The organism is Mannheimia granulomatis, from assembly GCF_011455695.1.
Lineage (GTDB): Bacteria > Pseudomonadota > Gammaproteobacteria > Enterobacterales > Pasteurellaceae > Mannheimia > Mannheimia granulomatis_A.
In genome coordinates this window covers 2239562-2264703 of sequence record NZ_CP015030.1, presented here as the reverse complement: position 1 = coordinate 2264703, position 25142 = coordinate 2239562, and the positions used below count along the sequence as shown (strand labels likewise).

The window sequence follows — 25142 nt, the reverse complement described above, 5'->3', positions numbered from 1 at the left end:
TATTCCTTATATATTATTAATTCGTTGATTACGCTTGGCTCGGCGTTTTAAACGTCGAACAAAACGGGTTACTCGCCATGCATGGGTAATCGAATAAGCATAAAGCAAAAATAGGCCAAGAAACATTAACATCATTACCCATTGGTTCCAGTAATAAACTTCCCCTAACACTCCGATGGTCGAACAAAATGCTGCCCACAGCGTAATCACTAACAATGCTTGACGAGAAGTTAAGCCTGCTCGCATCATTAAATGATGTAAATGCAAGCGGTCAGGTTTGAACGGACTTTTACCTTTTTTCAAACGACGAATAATAACCGCCACCATATCAATTAACGGTACGGCAATCAGCCATAAACCGGTAATAGGGCTAATCGGAGAGCCTTGACCTTGGGTGCTGAGTAATAAAATCCAAATAATGGTAAAGCCGATTAACATACTACCGGAGTCGCCCATAAACACTTTCCATTTTGCCCCAAACAAGCTTAAATTAAACATCGCATAAGGCAGTAGCACAAATATAATCGCAAAGCACCAATACCCCAGACTTGGTTCGCCATTAATAAACATTAACGTGCCCAGACCGGCAAAACTCACGCTGGAAAGTCCAGCTAATAAGCCATCAATCCCATCAACCATATTGAAAGCATTAATCACACCAATCGTGATGAAAACAGTAAATACAATTCCTAGCCAGCCAAGCTCAATACTGAAAGGGGCAATAATTTGTCCTAAACTTTCTAGTGATAAACCACTGTAAATCATAGCCCCAGCCAAACCGGCCTGAATACCTGCCCGCAGTAATGGACTGACATCAAATCGATCGTCTAATACACCGATGATTAATAAAATCGTCACCGCCGAAAGGTATAATTCAGGCAATCGCATATCTTGCCATTGCATAAAATAGAAGGTCAAATTGCCTAAAAATAGCGCAATACCGCCAATTAACGGGATTAATCCTTGATGACGTTTACGGAAGTTAGGCTTATCGACTAAACCAATAAATTCCGCTACCGGTCTCATAACGATTAATGATAAAAACGAAACAATAAATACGGTTAGAAAAGTAAGCCACATCGTGGGATTACCTCAGAAAATAAGCAAGAAAATAGGTAATCAGAATATCATAAGGCAGCAAAGTCGTAAAATTTTTTAGCGAAAATCGAGGCTTTTCAGTACAATAGTCAGCAAATTTATAAAAATCAAAAAGGAATCATTATGTCAATGTCAGAGAAACTGTTTGAACAAGCACAAAAAGTTATTCCGGGGGGAGTAAATTCTCCTGTTAGAGCCTTTAAAGGGGTTGGTGGCACACCTGTTTTTATTGAAAAAGCACAAGGGGCTTATATTATCGACAGTGATGGAAAACAGTATATTGACTATGTCGGCTCTTGGGGCCCAATGGTATTAGGACATAACTATCCATCAATTATTGATGCGGTATTAAAAGCAGTACCGAACGGATTAAGTTTTGGTGCGCCAACAGCAGCGGAGATCACACTTGCCGAATTAGTCTGCAAATTAGTCCCTTCTATTGAAATGGTAAGAATGGTAAGTTCAGGCACAGAAGCCACAATGTCTGCTATTCGCTTGGCTCGTGGATACACAGGTCGGGATAAAATCATTAAATTTGAAGGCTGTTATCACGGGCATTCTGATTCTCTGTTAGTTAAAGCAGGTTCAGGCGCTTTAACCCTTGGGCAGCCAAGTGGACCTGGTGTACCAGCAGATTTCGCAAAACACACCCTTACTTGCACCTATAATGATTTAGATTCAGTTAAAGCTGCTTTTGAACAATACCCAACTGAAATTGCCTGCTTAATTGTTGAACCTGTTGCCGGCAATATGAACTGCATTCCACCGCAAAACGGTTTCTTACAAGGCTTACGTGAACTTTGTACTCAATATGGTACAGTATTTATTATTGATGAGGTGATGACAGGATTCCGTGTAGCGTTAGGTGGAGCTCAATCTTACTACGGTGTTACGCCTGATTTAACCACACTGGGTAAAATTATCGGTGGCGGTATGCCGGTCGGTGCTTTCGGAGGTAAAAAAGAGATAATGGAATACATCGCCCCAACCGGCCCGGTTTATCAGGCAGGTACACTTTCAGGCAACCCGATTGCAATGGCTGCAGGTTTGGCTTGCTTAACTGAACTATCGAAAGCCGGTAATGAAGAAACGCTGGCACTCAAAACCAAAACATTAGCAGAAGGTCTGAAAGCCCTTGCAGATAAACACAATGTGCCATTAACGGTGCAATATGTCGGCGGAATGTTTGGTCTGTTCTTCACTGAACAAAAAGCAGTAAACAACTTCCAAGAAGTGATGAAATGCGATGCGGCTAAATTTAACCGTTTCTTCCATTTAATGTTAGAAGAAGGTATTTATTTAGCACCATCGGCATTTGAGGCAGGATTTATGTCTTTAGCCCACTCAGATGCTGATATTGCCCGTACGTTAGACGCGGCTGATAAGGCATTCGCTCAGCTATAAATAATTGCAAGCGGTTGAATTTTGAGAAAAATTTACTACACAATAGATAAAATCCTCAAAATTAACCGCTTTCTGAAATGCTCTCATAAAAACACTTTCAATTGAATTATTTTAAATAGAATAATAATTGTCACCCGATCAAATTTTTATCGAAAAAAAGATTACACTTAGAATAAAAAACAAACAAAACGAACAAAAAATAACCAACCACCTAATCTTTCTGTGAAGTCGTTCTCGGATTTTCACTCCACTATTTTACTCTATTTTGAAGAATTACTATCTTAATGGGCGATTATGCGATCACCTATTAGGAGAAAGTTCTATGAAAAAGCAAACAAAAACTTGGCTTAAACAAACTGCTATTGCGGGTTTTGTAGCAACAACCTTAGTTAGTATGTCACAAGCCGAAACCATTTATCAGCATAGTTCAACCAAAAGTTTGGGGGCAATGAATATTACTTCTAAGGTAAGTGATGACTTCTTTAATTTAGAAAACGGCTCGGTGACCTTAAGAGTAAGAAATGTAGCTCAAACTCCAGCTAGAGATCAAAGAGGTAATACAACTAATGTCTTTGGTACATTAATGGGAGTTACAAATACTTCTGCAAATAATAACTACCTTTGGTTTTACAGCCGTGTAGATAGCAATAATAACGAATATATTGGGCTTGAAATCAAAAACAATAATGTCAATCTTGTCCAGAATTCCGAATTATTAACCGATGCATTGCCACGTATAGTAGGTGATTACCGTACTATCACCTATACTTTTGATAAAAATGCAGGGCAAATTAAAATTTATGTAGATGGACAGTTACGAAAAACCTCAAACTCTTCTAAATTCTTTAATGATGTAGCTGGCTTAAATACGGCAATATTTGGTAGAGCTATGAGATCAAACGAAAATCCATTGGCAGGCGATATTCTTTATGCAGATATCACAAAAAATGTACTTAATGCTGATGAAATTAAAACCAAACATCAGCAGCTTGTCGAAGCACAAAATGCTGCTTTTGAACGCCGTAACCTTTTTGGTGCAGAAAAAACGGAAAAATATGAAATATTTAAACCGGGGCAAGGTGGTGCTAACAGTTACCGTATTCCGTCTCTTTTTACAACGCAAAAAGGTACAGTGATTGCTTCAATCGATAAACGTCATCAACATGCTGGGGACTGGGGAAATATCGATACAGTAATTCGTCGTAGTACCGACGGTGGTAAAACTTGGGGAGAAGATCAAGTAATTTTAGATTTAGCCTCACAAAATTATGGTACGGAAAACTCGGCATTTTTAATCGATCCTCTAGTCGTACAAGATAAAAATACCGGTCGGATTTTTATGCTGGTAGATATGTTCCCTGAAATGCGAGGACTTTTCGGCTTTGGTGCAGGAGCAGAGCCTGACGGTACTGGTTATAAAAACATTGGTGGAACACATTATCGGGTTTTAACTGATACTGCTGGTAATCAATACACAGTACGTGAAAATGGGGTTGTGTATAACGAAGATAATCAGGCAACCGACTATCGTGTAGTGATGGAAGGTAATCGTGAGATTGCCTATAAAGATTTGGGCGACCTTTATCAAGGTGAAACTCGTTTAGGTAATATTTTTTTAAATACCCGTAATGCAGGTAACGATTCCGCACCATTAGTTGCAAAAAGAACCAGCTATCTCTGGTTAATCCATAGTGATGATGACGGTGAAACTTGGTCAAATCCTGTGGATATTACCCCGCAAGTCAAAGCTGATTGGATGCAATTTATGGGAGTTGGTCCTGGCAACGGTATTCAACTAAAAAATGGTAACTTAGTGATGCCTGTTTACTACACCAACAATGTAGGGAAATTACAAGGCTCACAAACGGCTGCAGTCATTATCAGCCGTGATGGAGGTAAAACGTGGGAACGAGGTGAAGCACCAACCGACCGCTGGGAGGCAGCAAATGGCGGCAGTCGCTTATTAAATAGCTACTATAAACAAACAACTGAGTCACAGCTTATTGAACTAGATAACGGGGAAATAAAAATGTTCTCCCGTAACTTAATTGACGGCAAGAAAAAAGTAGTTATCTCTACCAGTAAAGATGGAGGCTATAGCTGGACAAATTCTAAAGTACTTGATGATGTATTGCTTGATCCTTATTCACAGATGTCTGTCATCAAATACTCCAAGCGAATTAACGGTAAGGAGATCGTGATTTTTGCCAACCCTCACTCAACTACACGTAGTAATGGTAAAGTGTGGTTGGGAGAAGTGCAAGATGACGGCTCAATTGCCTGGAAATACAGCACTAACATTACAGTAGGTACCCCTTATGCCTATAACAGTTTAACAGAGCTGCCGAATGGTGATATTGGTTTACTTTATGAAGAGGTTCAAGGGAAAAATATCCAATATGTACGTCTGAATATCCAAGAACTAGTATGGCATGATAATTTTGTCCATCGTGATATTCGTAATCCTGACAATAAAGAAGTGAATTTAAATGACTCTGCCGATCAAACATTCTACAAAATTGGTGATGGTGAGATGATTCAAGTCGGTACAGGAATTAACTTATCACACTTAGTGGTAGAAGAAGGATTGGCAACATTAAACCAAAAAGCCAATGAGCAAAACGAAAAGCAGGCATTTAGTAGCGTACAAGTGAATAAAAACGGTACGGTACGTTTAGGTAGTGCCGATCAATTAAATTTAAGCGATCTTACACTTAATCAAGGCACGCTGGATCTGAACGGCAATCAAATTGTGATTGATGACTCTACTCAACCTGCTACAGGGCTTCGTGCGGAAACCATTAACGGCAACATAATTAACCAAAATAGTGAAACCGAAGCAGGATTAACTATTGCTTTAAACGGTAGTCGTCAAATTAACGGTATTCTCGGTGATAAGAACGGAAAAGTAAATCTGGCTTATCAACCGACAGAAAAAGAGGCTAATCTTGTCTTAGCAGGAAACTCTGTGCTTAATGTGATTGATATAAACAAAGGTACTATAACTTATGCAGCAGATACCACACACCAAGCCAAAGAAGTGGTTTTGACCGAGGCAAACTTAGTACTTACTGACGGTAGTACAGTAAATATCGAGCACACTAAATTGGATAAATTGAGTAATCTTGTTGTTCACAATGCAGATAGAACAGTGCAACTAACAACTGATGTGAATGGCGAAGGGAATTTCGTTAAAAGTGGTAATGGTGCGTTGAAATTAAACGCTAATCTAAACCATACAGGCTTAACTGAGTTGAGAGAGGGTAATACTGATTTACAAGGTACAATCAAAGGCAGCATAGTAGTATTAGGTAATCGTGCAGTACTAAGCGGGAATGGTAAAATTGATACCCATAGCGTATGGGCAAAAGGAGCGATAATTGAACCGGCTGCTCAACAGCCAATTGTCAATAGTGGTAGAGCATTCCGTAATGCAAGCTCCTTCACTCCACAGACTTTAACCTTTGGTAGCGTTAACTCATTGGGTACCGATTTAGTATTACGGATCAATAACATCTTCCAAAATATGCAACGTTGGGATCACGACCGTGTGATTATTGAAGGTGACTTAACTACTACCGAACCAAACCGTGTTGAAGCCAAACTACTAGGCACAGAAAAAGGTGTATCGGATAAAAACCAAAATGGTCAATATGATGCCGATGAAGGTCTGTCGTTAGTACAGGTTAAAGGCAACGGTGAGTTAGGACAGTTTGTTCTGAATAAAGCAACTGCAAGCGGTGCGGATGTAAGCAATATTTACAAATTTACTCTCGTAAGTGTCGATAAAAAAGTCAATGGTAATGACTACTATGATTACCGTCTACAAAATCTATTGATTGATGAAGAAGGTAACAGCCCCGAATCTGTCATTCGCTACACCGAACCAACTCCATCCACACTGGAAAATAATAATCCGAATAGTAGTGAAAGTACTGATAATCCGGCCGGTGGACACAGCGTAGATATAGGCAATACATCAAATCCGAATAGCAGTGAAAGTACTGATAATCCGATCGATGGAAACAGAGGAGATACAGATAACATCTCAACTCTGAATGGTGGTGAAAGCACTGATAATTCGGTCAGTAGAAACAGTGAAGATACAGTTAACATCTCAAATCCGAGTAATAGCGATAATGCTAATAATCCAGTCGATAGAAACGACAGAGATATAGACAGCACATCAAATCCGAATAGTAGTAATACTGATAATCCGATCAGTGGAAACAGCGTAGATATAGACAATGCCTCAAATCCGAGTAACACAGTTCAACCAACCCATCGTGCAGCAATTAACAGTCGAGTTCCGTCTTATTTAGTTGCACCTATTGCAATGTATAATCACGGCAATTTGATTCGTCAACAATTTATGGCAAATCTCTGGACGCATGATAAAAGAGGTTTCTATGTCAGCCAACAAAACGGTAACAGTCGTTATGACTCTAATCTATCATTTATCAACTACGGCTATAACTTTAAAGCTAAGCAAAGTAGCACCTTATTTGGCGGCTATCTACCGATTGGTGTGAACAGTGAGCTACATTTAGGACTTGGTTTTGGTAAATATAGTGTCAATCCACAGGCCGCAGACGGTTGGAGTGAAACTCGTTATAAATCGACCTCATTTATGGCTGCGTTACATAATCAGTGGGATAATCTGATTGTTAATACGAGTATTGGTTACCACGTACAAAAAGGTAAGATCCATACTGCTGATGCTCAAAATGTTGCCAGCGTAAAAGGTAAACAATTCCAAGCATCGGGAGAAGTTGGTTATCAAATTCCATTGGGCAATGTGGCAGTTACACCGGTTTGGGGCTTAACTTACCAACAAGTGAAAACTTCAACAAACAACCGAGTGGGTAATTGGGCAGTAAATATTGATCCGTTTAAAGTCTTTACCCAGCATATTGGAGCAAACCTGAGTTGGAAAGGTGATCGAATTCGTTTAAATGCAGGGGCATTCTATGAACATCAACACAGTCGTGGCGGAAAAGTAGCGATTCAAGCTAATCAAACCGAGCAATTTAAATCTGGCAGTCTAGGCAGCGGATTAGTATTTAAATTAAACGGTGATATTGCACTAACTGAGCAGTTCTTTCTTGAACTTGGCGTAGCTCATCGCAAAGCGTTAGATAAAGCGAAAATCCATCAAACACAGTTCAATGCAAAATTAGAATACCGCTTCTAAAATCATCTCCCCAAGCCAGATAGGTTGGGGAGTGATAAAATTTGCAAAAAAGCATAGTAGATAAAATTGAGTCTACTTTCCTAATGAAATAGCCATAATGGACATTTTGCGTCTGTTATGGCTTTGCTTTTTTTGGCAGTTTTTTGACCGCTTGTTAAAGCATATTTTGTATCTGTTGCCAATTTAGATGACGGCTAACTTTTATTCGGTAGTATAAATCTGTTTGGAATGATGAAGAGTTGAAAATAAGTCACGTTGAGCTTCCGAATAGAAATCAATGACTTGGTATTTGAAACATTGGTTATATTTAAGCATAAAAATCTGCACCTTAATCTGTTGGAAATTTAGTCCAACTTTTGGGGTGCAGACCATTTTTTCTATCGGGTTTTCTATTCCAATATTAGCCGATAATAAACTTATCGCCTTCCAAGTTTTGTAAGCCTGCCACTATCGCAAATGGCGTCGCATTATCTGCACCGCTGTTCTGGCTGTTATAGCTTAACTTGCCCGAAGCTGTATCGTAGAACAGGTGCTCCTTGATATTACTTAAATCGGCACTGATCGCAGAGAAAATCGTTGCAGAGAGTTTGATTTTATCTTGACCTACTACGAAATCAGTAATGGTATCAACTTTACCGTTTAAGCTACTTTCAAAGACGAACGTATCTTGCCCTTCTCCACCGCTTAAGGTATCGACTCCCAAGCCACCGATTAAAATATCGTTACCAGCCAATCCGTTTAGAGTATTGCCAGCATCATTACCTCGGATTTCGTTGTTGAGGGCATTACCTGTACCGTTTTTCGCTGTTGTGCCGATCAGAGTTAGATTTTCCACGTTCGCATCTAAGGTATAGTTTACAAGGCTGTAAATATGGTCTGTGCCTTGATCAACTTCTTCGGTTACCACATCTGCTACACTATCAATCACATAGGTATCATTGCCTTGGTTACCGAACATTAGATCATCACCAAGACCGCCGTTAATAAAATCGTCACCCTCGCCTCCAGCGATTGTATCAACACCGTCTCCGCCAAATATGTTGTTCGCTGCTTTATTACCAGTGAGTTTATCATCAAATTTTGAACCGATAAGGTTTTCAATTTGCGTGCCATAGCCGATAAATGACTGGCCCTCTGTGTAATTATTAAAGGTCTTCGTATCCGTAAAACTACCTGGGAACTTGTTCGCAAACGGTGTATCACTGGGTAAACCAAAGTAAGCAGCTCTATCATACGTTTCCGCAGCTTCCACGGCAAAATATTTCGTTCTGGCTGCACCACGATAGTTCCACGATCCGGGTGTGAGATTAACTGTGACGCTCTCTTTCTCATTGGAAGCATCAAAGGTATCCACACCGCCGCCGTCCCAAATATAGATGTCACCATCCGCTGAACGCCCATTATAGTTTTTAAACGTATAAACATCATTGCCAGCACGATGCTCTCGGTTCACACCAAAACGATAATGCAAATAAGCGAGGTCATACAGGCGTAGTTCACGCATACCTTCGGTTAAAGGATGAGCAGTATAAGACATATTCGAGAACTCAACGCTTGCCTCAGGAATTTTATTCGCACTAAACGGTTCATTCATATGCTTCATATTGAATGTATGGGTGATCTCGTGTAAAGCATTATAGAACACATAATCGTCACCACCGCCCCAATAGTCTAGGTTAGTATTCCAAGTAATATTACCACCCGGGGAAGCAAATGCCGATGCCGAATTCAGATTCGCCTTATACTTCAACAGCATAATCAATGTGCCTTTACCATCAGCAACCTCTTGATAACTACCAACTTCTTCAAACTTGAGATTGGTAAACTTCTCAATCGTTTTATATGCCTCACGGAAGTAATTGGCTAACTTCGGATCGTCTTCAAAGCCCCACGATGGTTTACCTGTTGACGAGGAAGATGCCCCTTGAACATTAGCCGGTACGGAACTTAATTCATTTCGCATTAAGAAGTGGTACTTAATTTTCAGTGGTTCATCTTGCCCACCGACAGCATACCTGCCTAAAAAACCAGAATTAGAGGTATCATTGACTTCTAATAGGTCGATTGGGTAGAAGAAATTGTAGTTTTCTTTAGTTGAATCAATTTGTCTGGTTGCTTTCACCACACGGGAATGGCGAGAGACAAATTCACCATTCAAGGAATTTGCCGAAGCATAGCTTTCAACATCAGAAACGGCGCCTCCACTGTTTTTCAACGTTGCAGCGACTACCTTGCTTTCATTATCTCTCAATACTTTGTTATCAACTTCAAGGCTAAAGACATTTCCTGCTTTAACCTCGGTCGTGAATACCTTATCACCAACTTTGACTTCAATGCCATCGCCGACTTTAACATCACTACCTGTTACAGTCCCGCTGATTTCGGATTTATCAGTTATCGTCTTAACCGTATAACTATTCTGACCGTTTTGCTCCAAAATATCACCTGTCAAAGTGAAACGTTTAGCGACCGGTACAGATTGCGCGCCATAGATATTATGTTTACCGTTTACAACCAGAGTGCCGTAAACCCTCTCTTCAGAGATACGATAGTTCACATCATCATTGAAATTCAGCGACACTGATTTTCCAGCTAGCCCAACTAAATCTTCATTCGGTATATCCACTTGGAAAGTTTTAGCTTTTCCGTTAAATCCGACTTTATAACTCTTTTCACCAATAACAAGCGTTGCAGTACGAATAAATCGCGCATTTTGTCCTTCGTTATACCAGTTAAATGTTCGATTAGAGAACTTCATAAATTCGAACTCTTGAACGCTACCATAAATACGCGTCATCATCGCAGGAGTAGCATCGAAATTATTCCCTACTTTGGTAATATTAATTTCACTATAGAGATCCAGCTCATAAGGACGGCTAGCTTCATCTGCCGCTTCTTCATTACCTGCCTCATCTTTTGCCGTATAGTTGGCTTTTACCTTACGCTTGCTCGACTCTAATCTTGCATTCGCTAAGCTGGTTTCGCTTACCGTAACCTCAACCTCAAATTTACCATCAACAACTGTTGCTTCAACCTCTTTCCAGCCACTTGCACAGGATTGACAAGGGCAAAGTACGACAACCGGATTGTCACCTTCTGCGTTTTCTACAATCCCTTTAATCTTAATTTTCCCATTTACCTCAGTTGCATCAATCACATCATCTTCAGCAATGCTGGTGATAGTGACCACCGGTTTATTCAACACAGTATCAACTTGGTAGGCTTGCGTGGTAGTCGATTCAGCAGGGTTACCTGCAGTATCTTCCGCCTTAATTTTCGCAACAATACGGTTTTCGCCTTCAGCAAGGGCTAAATCACCACCTGCAACCACTAACTGCCAAGTATTATTTTGCGTATTTACTTCTGCTGCTCGTTCCTGATTGTTGATAAGCAACGTAATCACCACACTACCAGCTTTCACATCAGCCTCTGCGGTATAAGTACCTGACAAGGTAATTTGCCCTGCAGCTTCTTGCTTATTGACCTTGTTATCCACCGCAATATCACTTACCGACACGCTTACGTTAAAGCTGTCATCCACACTTACTGTTTTAGAAGCTTGTGCTGTTATGCTATTTAACGCACTATCTTGGGTCGATAAGTTCGCAGAGATCTCTTTGTGATTAACTAAAGCAATGGTACTGACCGGAATAGAGAATTTCAGCTCACGATCCAACTTACCTGTTACTTGAGATTGACCCACAGTTAAAGTAACTACATCGCCCTCTTTCGCCTCAGCGTGTGCTACATTCACCGCCTTACCTGTCACCAGAATCGTCTCTGCCTTTTTTTCAACAGCATTGATAATATCGTCTGTTGCAATTTTATCGATTATCAAATTTGGTGCAGCAATATCTGTATCAACAAGATAATTATGGGTTTTAACTGTGGTTAAACGATTTTCTGCTGTATCTTGAGTGGTTAATGTAGCTTCAATGCTATTATTTTTTGCAAGTAATGTTCCATCTACTTCAACACTGAAGCTTAAATCAGCCTGCAAGGACGTCTCAAAGGTACGCTCTCCAATTTTAATCACGACCTTATCATTAGCTTTGGCTGCTGAATTCACCACATTTTCAACCTTGCCTCTAACAATAATTTTTTCGCCACTCTCTTGGATATTAACGATGTTATCAGGAGTAATATTTTCAATCGTAATAGTGGGATCAGCAATCACTTGATCGATAAAATAGCTGTGTTCAGCATTCGTGACCAACTCATTGCCGGCAATATCTTTGGTTAGCAAAGATGCTTTAACCTTAAGTTCCGTATTTACTAAAACATCACCAGGCACATTCACACTGAAAGTGAGATCATCGGTCAACATAGCTTCAAATTGACGATCACCTATCGTTAAGATCACTTTATCGCCGATTTTTGCTTCGGAGCCATCCACATTTTCCACTTTGCCACTTACCGCCACATTTTGACCGCTTGTACCTTCAGTTTGGTTGATGGTGTTATCATAAGTAACTACATCAAAGGTAATTTTAGGATGCTCAATTTCTTTGTCGATCTTATAGTTACGGCTTGCTTGGCTCTCTTTACGATTGCCAGCCGGGTCTTCCGTGGTCAGAGTTACATCAATGCGGTCATTATCTTTCAACCACTCGCCAGAGACTGATATGCTAAATTTCAACTGCTCATCTAATTTAGTTGTTATACGATGGCTGCCAATCTCTAAGGTAATCGCATCATCTTTCTTCACTGCCGATTCGCCTACATTAGTCACTGAGCCACTAATCACGACATCATTCTTTAACTCTGTAGCATTAAGAATGTCGTCTGTCGCAATAGCGTTAATCTGAATTTCAGGATTAACAATCAGCAAATCAACGGTATAGGCTTTTTCTGCTAAAGTTTTTATGGCATTGCCTGCATTATCCGTAGTTTCTAGCTCAACGGAAATTTTGCGATTTTTTGCCAATAATTGACCGCTTGCAGCGATTTCAAAACTTAAATCAGATTTCAACGTCGTTACAAAAGTTTGTTCTCCGATTTTCACAATCACTTTATCGTTAGGTTTTGCTTCAGAACCGGGTACATTTGTAACTTTTCCACCTACTTTTAGCACTGCTTGATTGCTTTCCGCAATATTCACAATATTGTCATCAGCAATAGTGTTAAGTGTAATATTTGGATGAACGATTTCAGTATCTACCCCATAACTGTGCACGCTTTCCGCATTACCTTTTGATTGCCCATTCTCTATACTTACACTCGCTTTGACTTGCTGATGTTGAGCAAGCAAAGTCCCCGGAATTTTCGCACTGAACGTTGTTCCTGTTACCGTTGCCTTAAAACGCTCTGAACCAATTTCTAACCACACTTGTGCCTGAGTAAAAGACTTATCCGCTGTAAATTGACCAGAAACAACAACCTCATCTTTACTTTCACTTAAATTGACAAGATTATCTGAAGTCACAGAATTAAAAGAAAGTGTGACATTAATTGACTCACCTGTAGTATTTGGCGTCTCTTCTTTATTTTCTTCAGCTTTTTTATCTTCCTCAACATTTTTATCGTCTTTAGGCTTTTCTGCTGGTTTTGCAGGAGCTGAGCCACTGCTACCGCCACTACCACCACTTAATGCCAAAGCACCACCTATTAATGCAGCAGCACCTAAACCATAGAGGATTTTTGACGTTAGACCCGCTGAGGCAACTTCTGATGCCAATACAAATGGAGCTTCACGGCTAGATGTAGCTAAACTTGCTGAAATCTCAGCCAAATATGCACTATCTTCAATAGGATAAACAGAGTAATAATCTTCCAAAATAAAACTTGGTTCACTACTGTTATCAAGATAAACCGCTAAATCATCCTCATTGATTTTTTCAACTTTAGGATTAACAATCAGCTCACCCTGTTCATCAAAAATTTGATATTTTGCATTCTCTTGAGCCTGAATTTTGGCAGTATTGCTACTATGGGTAAGCGGAATAGAGTTTTCTGCGGCTTTGGTTATGACTTTGATAGTATATTGGGACATTTTTGCACCTAATGTGATAAATTTTGAGCATCATAGCAAACTTGCTCAAGACATCAAAAGCAAATTTATTGAAAATACCCCCTAAAAAACCTTTCTTACCAATCTACAATAACTATTAATAAAAAAGCCCTCAGAATAACAATTCTGAGGGCGTTTATGGTTATAACAAATGATTACTCTTCGTCACCTGCATTTAACAATGCTGCTAAACTTTGAGTTGCATCATCTGCCACAAACTCAAATTCAGCTTCAATGTCTGCATCGGTCACAAATGATTTTTCTTTTGCAGCTGGAGCTTCAAACTCGGGTGAAACTGCGATGCCGGCTTCCATTTGAGCACGCTTCTTCGCACGTGCTTGGTGGTAAGCAAAACCAGTACCAGCTGGAATTAAACGACCAACAATTACGTTCTCTTTTAAGCCACGTAACTCATCTTGTTTACCTGCAACTGCGGCTTCAGTAAGCACACGTGTTGTTTCTTGGAATGATGCTGCTGAGATAAATGACTCAGTCGCAAGTGATGCTTTAGTAATACCAAGCAATTCACGCTCAAACTCAACTAATGGTTTGCCTTCTTCTGCACGTTTGCGGTTCGCAATTTTCACACGAGCCACTTCAACTTGCTCCCCTTCGAGGAACTCGCTGTCGTATGCATTAGTAATAATTGCTTTACGTAGCATTTGTCGAACGATAACTTCAATGTGCTTATCGTTAATTTTTACCCCTTGTAAGCGGTAAACTTCTTGCACTTCGTTCACAATATAGTCAGTTACAGCATGTACACCACGCAAGCGTAGGATATCATGTGGTGTTTCTGCACCATCTGAGATCACATCTCCGCGTTGTACTAACTCACCTTCGAATACGTTAAGTTGACGCCATTTTGGAATCATCTCTTCAAACGCTTCACCTTCCGCCGGAGTAATTACCAAGCGACGTTTACCTTTGGTTTCTTTACCGAATGAAACAATACCTGAGATTTCCGCAAGGATTGCTGGCTCTTTTGGTTTACGAGCTTCAAATAAATCTGCAACGCGTGGAAGACCACCGGTAATATCTTTCGTTCCCACAGATTCTTGTGGAATACGGGCTAATGCTTCACCGACTGCAATTTCTGCGCCATCATCAAGCGTTACAATCGCTTTACCCGGTAAGAAGTATTGTGCCGGCACATCTGTACCCGGAATTAAGATATCGTTACCATTGCTATCGACTAAGCGTAATGCCGGACGTAAGTCCTTACCAGCTGTTGCACGCTCACCCACATCTTGTACTACGATTGATGATAAACCGGTTAACTCATCGGTTTGACGAGTAACAGTTAAGCCATCAACGATATCACTAAATTGGATACGACCTGATACCTCTGAGATAACAGGCATTGTATGCGGATCCCAGTTAGCAACTACTTCACCTACAGATACCTCTGCGCCATCATTTTTCGAAAGCACAGCACCGTAAGGTACTTTATAGTTCTCTTTAGTACGACCGAAAGTATCAATCACGGTTAATTCTGTATTACGAGATGTCAGAACGATCTTGCCATCTTTATTCGTAACAAATTTAGCATTCGCTAATTTAATCGTACCTGCATTTTTTACTTGAATGCTTGATTCTTTCGCTGCCGCAGATGCCGCACCACCGATATGGAACGTACGCATCGTTAACTGTGTACCCGGCTCACCGATAGATTGCGCCGCGATAACACCAACCGCTTCACCTTGATTGATTAGGTGACCACGTGCTAAATCACGGCCGTAACATTTCGCACACACACCGAAGTCTGTATCACAAGTTACTACAGAACGTACTTTGATCACATCAACAGATTCTCTGTCAACTACATCACACCATTTCTCATCTAATAAAGTGTTACGAGGAATTAACACTTCATCTGTACCCGGTTTTAATACATCTTCAGCCACCACACGACCTAATACGCGATCACGTAATGCTTCTTTTACATCACCACCTTCGATGAGAGGGGTCATCACGATACCTTCGTGTGTACCACAGTCATCTTCGATGATCACTAAATCTTGTGCCACATCAACTAAACGACGGGTTAAGTAACCTGAGTTCGCTGTTTTTAATGCAGTATCCGCAAGACCTTTACGTGCACCATGGGTTGAAATAAAGTACTGAAGAACGTTTAAGCCTTCACGGAAGTTTGCTGTGATTGGCGTTTCAATAATAGAGCCATCCGGACGAGCCATCAAACCACGCATACCGGCAAGCTGACGAATCTGTGCCGCAGAACCACGCGCACCAGAGTCTGCCATCATAAAGATGCTGTTAAACGATGCTTGTTTTTCAGGATTACCTTCACGGTTGAGCACTTCTTCAGTTGAAAGGTTTTCCATCATCGCTTTAGCAACACGTTCATTTGCTGCAGCCCAAATATCGATTACTTTATTATAACGCTCACCAGCTGTTACCAAACCACCGTTAAACTGTTCTTGAATTTCTGCTACTTCAGCTTCAGCTGCTTCAATGATTGCGTATTTTTGCTCTGGAATAACCATATCATCAATACCAACTGAGGCACCTGAACGTGCAGCGTAAGCAAAACCTGTGTACATAATTTGGTCAGCTAAAACCACAGACTCTTTCAAACCTAAACGACGGTAGCTCTCATTGATTAATTTTGAGATCGCTTTCTTACCTAAAGTTTGGTTGAACAGTGAATAAGGCATACCTTTTGGTGCGATCATCCAAAGAATAGCACGACCAATAGTGGTATCCACTAATGAAGTTTTCTCCTCGAACTCACCAGCTTCATTTTTCTCATATTCTGTTACACGCACTTTTACACGTGAATGTAATTCTGCCTGACCGGTACGATAAGCTTTCTCCGCTTCACGAGGGTCAAGGAAGTACATGCCTTCACCTTTACCGTTTACTTTCTCACGCGTCATGTAGTACAAGCCTAATACAACGTCTTGAGATGGAACGATAATCGGATCACCACTTGCCGGTGAAAGTACGTTATTGGTTGACATCATTAATGCACGAGCTTCTAACTGAGCTTCAAGCGTTAATGGAACGTGTACCGCCATTTGGTCACCGTCGAAGTCCGCATTGAACGCCGCACACACAAGTGGGTGTAACTGAATTGCTTTACCTTCGATTAACAACGGTTCAAACGCTTGAATACCCAAACGGTGAAGCGTTGGTGCACGGTTAAGTAGAATCGGATGTTCACGAATAACTTCTGCAAGAATATCCCATACAATCGGCTCTTCACGCTCTACCATTTTCTTCGCAGCTTTGATAGTTGATGCAATACCACGAGATTCTAATTTAGAGTAGATGAACGGACGGAATAATTCCAATGCCATTTTTTTCGGTAAACCACATTGGTGTAGACGCAAGTATGGGCCTACGGTAATTACCGAACGACCAGAATAGTCAACACGTTTACCTAATAAGTTTTGACGGAAACGACCTTGTTTACCTTTGATCATATCCGCTAACGATTTTAATGGACGTTTGTTCGAACCAGTAATTGCGCGACCACGACGACCATTGTCTAATAACGCATCCACAGACTCTTGTAACATACGTTTTTCGTTACGTACGATAATGTCCGGTGCAACTAAGTCTAACAAGCGTTTTAAACGGTTGTTACGGTTAATTACACGGCGGTATAAATCGTTTAAGTCAGAAGTTGCAAAACGGCCACCATCAAGTGGTACTAACGGACGTAAATCTGGTGGAAGAACAGGTAATACTGTCATTACCATCCACTCAGGTTTGTTGCCTGATTGCAAGAATGCTTCTAAAGTTTTTAAACGTTTAGTAATTTTTTTACGTTTAGTTTCTGAATTAGTTTCTTGTAACTCTTCACGTAAAACTTCGCATTGGTGTTCTAAATCTAAGTCACGAAGTAATGCCTGGATACCTTCTGCACCCATTTTCGCTTCGAACTCATCACCCCAACGCTCTTCTGCATCCATAAACTGTTCTTCAGTTAATAACTGATTTTTCTCCAAATCAGTCATTCCCGGCTCAGTTACTACATAGCTTTCAAAATAAAGTACACGTTCAATATCACGTAATGGCATATCTAAAATTAAGCCGATACGGGATGGAAGTGATTTTAAGAACCAAATATGTGCAACCGGACACGCTAATTCAATGTGTCCCATACGCTCACGGCGTACTTTAGTTTGGGTAACTTCAACACCACATTTTTCACAGATTACACCACGGTGTTTTAAACGTTTGTATTTACCACACAAACATTCATAATCTTTTACCGGCCCGAAAATACGTGCGCAAAATAAGCCATCACGCTCAGGTTTAAAGGTACGGTAGTTAATGGTTTCAGGTTTTTTTACCTCACCAAAAGACCAAGAACGGATCTTATCTGGTGATGCTAAACCGATTTTAATCACATCGAAATCATCGCTTGATTTTGATTGTGCTTTTAAAAACTTCACTAAGTCTTTCACTTTTTTGCCCCTAGGGTGAGAAGTTTGATCCAACGTTTTTACGCTGAACAGGAAATTCTTTTTGTTTTGCAAGCGGTCGATTTGGTAAAAAATTTTGCAAATTTGACCGCTTGTTTCTCCATTTTCGCTTCTGTCAGGGCAAATAATTATTCGCCCCACATCGTTTACCAATAGAATTACGCTTCGTCTAGCTCTAAGTCGATTGCTAATGCACGAATCTCTTTGGTGATTACATTAAAGGACTCTGGGATTCCCGGTTCCATATAATGTGTGCCGTCCACGATGTTTTTATACATCTTCGTACGACCGTTCACATCATCCGATTTCACAGTAAGCATTTCTTGTAAGGTATAAGCCGCACCGTATGCTTCTAATGCCCAAACCTCCATCTCACCGAAACGCTGACCACCGAACTGAGCTTTACCACCCAACGGTTGTTGAGTAACAAGACTATAAGAGCCGGTTGAACGTGCGTGCATTTTGTCATCAACCAAGTGGTTCAATTTGAGCATATACATATAACCTACGGTTACCGGACGCTCGAATTTCTCACCGGTGCGACCATCAAATAAGGTAATTTGACCAGAAGTCGGTAAGCCACCTAATTCTAATAAGCCTTTGATTTCAGTTTCGTGAGCACCATCAAATACCGGTGTTGCAAGCGGTAAACCTTTACGTAAGTTTTGTGCTAAGCGCATTACTTCTTCGTCGGTAAAGGTGCTTAAATCTACCACTTGTGAACCGTGACCTAAGTCGTAAGCTTTTTGCATATATTCACGCAATTTCGCCACTTCTTGTTGCTCTTTGATCATCTTGTTGATCTGATCACCGATACCACGTGCCGCTAAGCCTAAGTGAGTTTCTAAGATCTGACCGATGTTCATACGAGATGGTACGCCCAGCGGGTTCAATACGATCTCAACCGGCTGACCGTTTTCATCGTACGGCATATCTTCAACCGGGTTGATTTTCGAGATAACACCCTTGTTACCGTGACGACCAGCCATCTTATCACCAGGTTGGATTTGACGCTTCACCGCAAGGTATACTTTAACTACTTTTAATACACCCGGTGCTAAATCATCCCCTTGGATAATTTTATTACGCTTGATTTCAAGCTTACGTTCAAACTCTTTACGTAACTCTTCGTGCTGCTCTGCTAACTGCTCTAACTGGCTTTGTTTCGCTTCGTCTTCAAGGGTTTGTTCTAACCATTTCTCACGAGCAACATTGTCTAAAGCCGTTTCGCTTACGCCACCTTCAATTAATAAGTTGCGAACACGCGTGAATAAACCCGCTTCTAAGATTTCTAACTCTTCTGCTAAGTCTTTCTTCGCTTCACGAAGTTGCATTTCTTCGATTTCTTTCGCACGCTTATCTTTCTCTACACCATCACGAGTAAATACTTGAACGTCGATAACCGTACCTGATGTGCCATTTGGTACACGTAATGATGAATCTTTTACATCTGATGCTTTTTCACCGAAGATCGCACGTAATAGTTTCTCTTCCGGTGTTAATTGGGTTTCACCTTTAGGCGTTACTTTACCGACTAAGATGTCGCCACCTTTTACTTCTGCACCGATATAAACGATACCAGATTCATCTAATTTGCTTAATGCAGACTCACCCACGTTTGGAATATCTGCAGTAATTTCTTCTGCACCTAATTTAGTATCACGCGCCACACAAGATAATTCTTGAATATGAATTGTTGTAAAGCGATCTTCTTGAACCACACGCTCAGATACTAACATTGAGTCTTCGAAGTTATAACCATTCCAAGGCATGAATGCCACACGGATATTTTGACCTAATGCTAATTCACCTAAGTCTGTTGAAGGGCCATCAGCTAAGATCTCACCACGTGCAACCGGCTCACCTAAATTCACACAAGGTACTTGGTTAATACAAGTGTTTTGGTTAGAACGGGTGTATTTAATTAAGTTGTAAATGTCGATACCTGCTTCGCCCGGAATGGTTTCATCTTCATTTACCTTCACCACGATACGTGAAGCGTCAACGTACTGAACTGTACCACCACGTTTTGCAACAATTGCAACACCTGAGTCAAGAGCAATTGGTTTTTCCATACCGGTACCGACTAACGGCTTGTCTGCTCGTAATGTCGGCACTGCTTGACGTTGCATGTTCGCACCCATTAAGGCACGGTTCGCATCGTCATGCTCAAGGAATGGAATAAGCGCTGCTGCTACAGAAACCACTTGTTGTGTTGAGATGTCCATATACTGAACTTCTTCCGGTTTGTACAAACCAGACTCACCTTGCTGACGGCAAGTTACATAAGTATCAGTAAAACGGAAGTTCTCATCTAAATCTGAGTTTGCCTGCGCAATGATATTGTTGCTTTCTTCAATCGCAGATAAATATTCGATCTCTTCGGTCACCTGCCCATCTACTACTTTACGGAATGGTGTTTCTAAGAAACCGTAGTTATTGGTACGAGCATACACAGAAAGTGAGTTGATCAAACCGATGTTTGGACCTTCCGGCGTTTCGATTGGACATAAACGACCATAGTGAGTCGGGTGAACATCTCGAACCTCAAAGCCTGCACGTTCACGAGTTAAACCACCCGGACCTAATGCAGAGATACGACGTTTGTGCGTAACCTCTGAAAGCGGGTTATTTTGATCCATAAATTGCGAAAGTTGTGATGAGCTAAAGAACTCTTTCACCGCGGCTGAAATCGGTTTCGCATTGATTAGATCTTGTGGAGTTATGCCATCTAAATCGCCTAAAGATAAACGCTCACGCACCGCACGCTCAACACGCACTAAACCAATACGGAATTGGTTTTCTGCCATTTCACCTACAGAACGGATACGACGGTTACCTAAGTGGTCGATATCATCCACATCACCACGACCATTACGGATCTCAATTAATTTTTTCATTACGCCGATGATATCATCGTTGCTTAATGTACCAGTACCAACGCCTTCTGGAATCTCTAAAGAGCGGTTGAATTTCATACGACCTACTGCAGATAAATCGTAACGTTCTGCAGAGAAGAACATATTGTCGAATAATGCTTCTGCCGCTTCTTTTGTTGGTGGCTCGCCCGGACGCATCATACGGTAAATTTCAACTAACGCACTTAAACGGTCGTAAGTTGGATCAACACGTAAGGTTTCAGAAATATATGAACCGTGATCTAAATCATTAGTAAATAATACGTCAATCTCTTTATAGCCGGCTGCTGATAAGTTCGCCAACATTTCCATCGAGATTTCCATATTCGCAGGGCAAATTACCTCACCTGAAGATAAATCAACGTAATCTTGAGCTGCTACTTTACCTACAATATACTCAACCGGCACTTCAATTTGAGTAACATTATCTTTTTCTAATGCACGAATGTGACGGGCAGTAATACGGCGGCCCACCTCTACATATACTTTGCCGTTTGCTGAAATATCGAATGTTGCCGTTTCACCTCTTAAACGCTCAGGTACTAACGTCATTAATAATTTATTATCAGCAATTTCAAACTTAATTTTCTCGAAGAATAAGTTTAAGATTTCTTCTGTGGTGTAACCTAATGCACGTAAGATAATAGTTGCCGGTAATTTACGACGACGGTCGATACGGGCAAATAAGTTATCTTTCGGATCGAACTCGAAATCCAACCAAGAACCACGGTAAGGAATAATACGTGCGTTATAAAGCACTTTACCTGAAGAGTGGGTTTTACCTTTGTCAGAATCGAAAAACACGCCCGGGCTACGGTGTAATTGTGAAACGATAACACGCTCGGTACCGTTGATAACGAAAGTACCGTTGTCGGTCATTAATGGGATTTCGCCCATATACACATTTTGCTCTTTAATATCTTTCACCGTACCGGCAGCAGCCTCACGGTCGTAAGAAACTAAACGCAATTTAACGCGTAATGGTGCAGCATAGGTTGTACCACGAATTTGACATTCACGAACATCAAACACCGGCTCACCTAATTCGTAAGAAACGTATTGTAATTCAGTTGCACCGTTGTTACTCACAATCGGGAATACTGAACGGAATGCCGCTTCTAAACCTTGTTGCCCTTCAGGATCTTTTTCAATAAATTTTTCAAAAGAATCAAGCTGAATTGTTAATAGATAAGGTACATTTAGAACTTGTGGACGTTTACCAAAGCTCTTACGGATACGCTTTTTCTCGGAATATGAATATGCCATTTTCTAAGATAGCCTCTGATTTATATTTTGGTTGAGATTACACAATCCGACACGAAAGACTCGGTTGGAAGTGGCATTATAAAAACTGTACGAGATGTCATTTTCCAATCGCCAATCAAGCAGTCAAAAATCACTACTGCAAGCGGTCAAATTGGGCAGGAAATTTACAAATATTGTTGATTAAAATGACAAAATCAACACTTGCGTTCAAGCAGAAAAGGCTGACAGTCAAAGCTGTCAGCCAATTTTTACTAAAATGGTTGAAAATTATAACGGATTTTGCAAAATTTTACAACAATTTAACCGCTTGTTTGGATAGATAATTTTCCTTTTACCACACTTAACTTAACGAGTTAAAACGATACTTTTACTATCATCTTTATTAACTTGTACCTGCTGTAAAAGATAACCACCTTCAGTAACCTCTGTCGGATATTCACTATACTTCGTCAAATATTTTGAAATTTTCCAGCTCACTTCTGTACTTACAAAATATGTTCCTTCTTTCAAATTATCAAACTCAAATTTACCTTCTGAATCACATACAGTTTTCTTTTTATATGTATGATAGTTTTTATCATCATTAACAAATTTGAATGATCTGCCATAATAGGATTGGTAACCCTTAGTAACATTACCATAAAGTAACGATAATCTTTCATTTGCATATTCTGTATAAGGAATAAGTTGAACTTCATTACCTGCACAAGTCACTACCGTTCCACCTTTTTGTTTAAGAAAAGCATTCCCTTTAATTTTGGCTGTTCCCTCTTCCAAAATTAGTTGACCCGCTTGAACCGCATCAAATGAATTTTTAAAAGTATATTGAGGTATAGGCTCTTCATGTGCTATGGGTGTACAACCTGAAAGTGTAGAAATAGTTATCCCAGCTAAAATAAGTCTAATTAAATTATTCATTATGATTCCTTACTAAAGTTAAGCAATATTGCTTTATTTCCTGTGTCAATAGGAAGTAAAGGGAGTATACTCCCTTGAAAAATTGATTATTTTAAAATCAATTTTCGATTTCATATCTTAGTCTAAAAAACAAGTTATGTAAACTATAGTTTATATTTTGTATCTCTTGAATTATTGCCGAATAGCCGACTAACAATAATACTAAGAGAATGAAAAATGAAACATTAACCAGCCACCCGATTCGCCATACTTTTGCCAATAATCTTAGAAAAATCCGCCGACTAAAGGATATTTCTCAAGAGGCATTAGCTTTTGATGCTGAACTCAGCCGAGCTTATATCAGTGATGTAGAAAGAGGAAAACGAGCCATCTCAATTGATGCAATGGGGAAAATAGCCGACGCCCTAAACGTCAGCCTAATTGACCTACTGAAAAACGACTATTCAGTGGAAGATTTGATTCAAAAATAAAAAAACAAGCGGTGATTTTTCTTCAATTTTTTGCAAAATAGTGATTGGTAAACTGTAGGGGTGAAACATCTTTCTCCCCAATTCAAATATCAAAAAGGGCAAAAATATTTTACCCCCACAATATACACTTAACTATACGGCGTAAAGAGATTACCATCCCCTCTTAATAACTCCATTAATTTAGGGTGAATAAATAATTTATCCCGACCAACAGAGATTTCCCGCAACACCCCAACATCACACAATTCTTTTAAATATTTCGATGCTGTTTGGCGTTTAGCAATGCCTGCTTTTTCTAAATTAGTAATGCGTGTATAGGGTTGCTCAAATAATAAATCGACCAATTCTCTGCTGTAAATCTGGGGTAAAGCACCTTGGATATAATGCTGTGTATCTCTCGCTAATGCTTTTATTGCTTCAATTTTAGCAATCGTCCACTTTGCCGTTTCTTCAATGCCTTTTAAAATATAAATAATCCAGTCTTGCCAATTTTGCTGTGCCGTTACTTCCAATAATAAGCGATAGTAATCCGCTTTATTTTCAATAATATAGCGACTTAAATACAAAATCGGCAGATGTAGCAAACCTTTTTCAATCAGTAATAAACTATTTAAAATACGCCCTGTTCTGCCATTACCGTCAATAAACGGGTGAATGGCTTCGAATTGGTAATGAGCAACCGCAAGAATAATCAGCGGATCTAAATCATCACTATAATGAATAAAGTTTTCCCAATTAGCTAATTTAGCTCGAATAATTTGCTCACCTTCAGGTGGAGTATAAATCACCTCACCATTGGCTCCATTACGTAAAGCAGTTCCCGTTATTTTGCGAATATCCATTTCCCTTCCTTTAATTTCGCTACAAACAAGAATGGCTGTTTGAGTGCTGAATTGTCGATTTTTTAAACTTTCATAGCCTAGAAATAATGCACTTCTATATTGTAGAGCTTCTTTGGTTGCAGAATCTTGCACATCACTATCTAATTGTAGTGACTGAAAAATTTTATCTGTGGTAGTAACAATATTTTCAATTTCACTGCTTGCTCGCGCTTCCATAATCGGAAGCGTATTAATCAACATAGATTGATTTGGTATAAGCTCAGCAGCTTGTTTTAATTCCGCCAGTGCAGCTCTTGCACTAATCGTTTGCTTTAAAATAGCTTTGGTTTCTAATTCCTCTTGCGGCGGCAATGCGGGTAAATTGTTGTAAGCTCGTTTAGGATCCCAAACACTCATCTTTAAAAATCTCATCACAAGCAGTGATTTTTCTTCAATTTTTTGCAACATAGTGCTGGCAAATTGTAGAGACGAAACATCTTTCGCCCCTATATCGTTTATAACCGCTTTCTGCAAAAAATACTCCAAATTCGACCGCTTGCAAAAAAACAAAACCCCGATGTTTCCA

General features: G+C 40.1%; 9 protein-coding genes. 3 read left to right on the top strand and 6 right to left on the bottom strand.

The window, feature by feature from the left end; translation table 11 throughout:
• Positions 1-6 precede the first annotated feature (6 nt).
• Positions 7-1080, bottom strand: coding sequence for a UDP-N-acetylglucosamine--undecaprenyl-phosphate N-acetylglucosaminephosphotransferase (gene wecA, locus A4G16_RS10810; RefSeq protein WP_165889855.1), 1074 nt, complete (start codon positions 1078-1080; stop codon positions 7-9).
• Positions 1081-1221: 141 nt separating this feature from the next.
• Between wecA and hemL the strand changes: the two genes are divergently transcribed.
• Positions 1222-2502 (top strand): glutamate-1-semialdehyde 2,1-aminomutase, encoded by a 1281-nt coding sequence (gene hemL / locus A4G16_RS10805; protein ID WP_165889854.1) that lies wholly within the window; start codon positions 1222-1224, stop codon positions 2500-2502.
• Between the two features lie 322 nt (positions 2503-2824).
• Positions 2825-7696: an exo-alpha-sialidase gene (locus A4G16_RS10800; protein WP_165889853.1), complete on the top strand. Its 4872-nt coding sequence runs from the start codon at positions 2825-2827 to the stop codon at positions 7694-7696.
• 400 nt (positions 7697-8096) lie between these two features.
• On the opposite strand, the gene A4G16_RS10795 is transcribed toward A4G16_RS10800, so the two are convergent.
• The 4 genes from A4G16_RS10795 to A4G16_RS10780 all read right to left on the bottom strand — a co-directional run bounded on the left by A4G16_RS10795 (position 8097) and on the right by A4G16_RS10780 (position 23265).
• A complete protein-coding gene (locus A4G16_RS10795; RefSeq protein WP_165889852.1) occupies positions 8097-13688 on the bottom strand; it encodes an Ig-like domain-containing protein in 5592 nt (1863 codons plus the stop codon).
• A 173-nt stretch (positions 13689-13861) separates the two neighbouring features.
• Complete coding sequence (gene rpoC / locus A4G16_RS10790; RefSeq protein WP_165889851.1) at positions 13862-18145, bottom strand: DNA-directed RNA polymerase subunit beta'; 4284 nt, start codon at positions 18143-18145, stop codon at positions 13862-13864.
• Positions 18146-18321: 176 nt separating this feature from the next.
• Positions 18322-22347, bottom strand: coding sequence for a DNA-directed RNA polymerase subunit beta (gene rpoB / locus A4G16_RS10785; RefSeq protein ID WP_165889850.1), 4026 nt, complete (start codon positions 22345-22347; stop codon positions 18322-18324).
• Positions 22348-22692: 345 nt separating this feature from the next.
• Positions 22693-23265, bottom strand: a complete 573-nt coding sequence (locus tag A4G16_RS10780) for a hypothetical protein (protein WP_165889849.1) — start codon at positions 23263-23265, stop codon at positions 22693-22695.
• 209 nt (positions 23266-23474) lie between these two features.
• Between A4G16_RS10780 and A4G16_RS10775 the strand changes: the two genes are divergently transcribed.
• Positions 23475-23735, top strand: a complete 261-nt coding sequence (locus tag A4G16_RS10775; protein WP_165889848.1) for a helix-turn-helix domain-containing protein — start codon at positions 23475-23477, stop codon at positions 23733-23735.
• Positions 23736-23863: 128 nt separating this feature from the next.
• Here A4G16_RS10775 and fic read toward each other — a convergent pair whose 3' ends face one another.
• Positions 23864-25090, bottom strand: coding sequence for a protein adenylyltransferase Fic (gene fic, locus A4G16_RS10770; protein WP_269467720.1), 1227 nt, complete (start codon positions 25088-25090; stop codon positions 23864-23866).
• Positions 25091-25142: the final 52 nt, after the last annotated feature.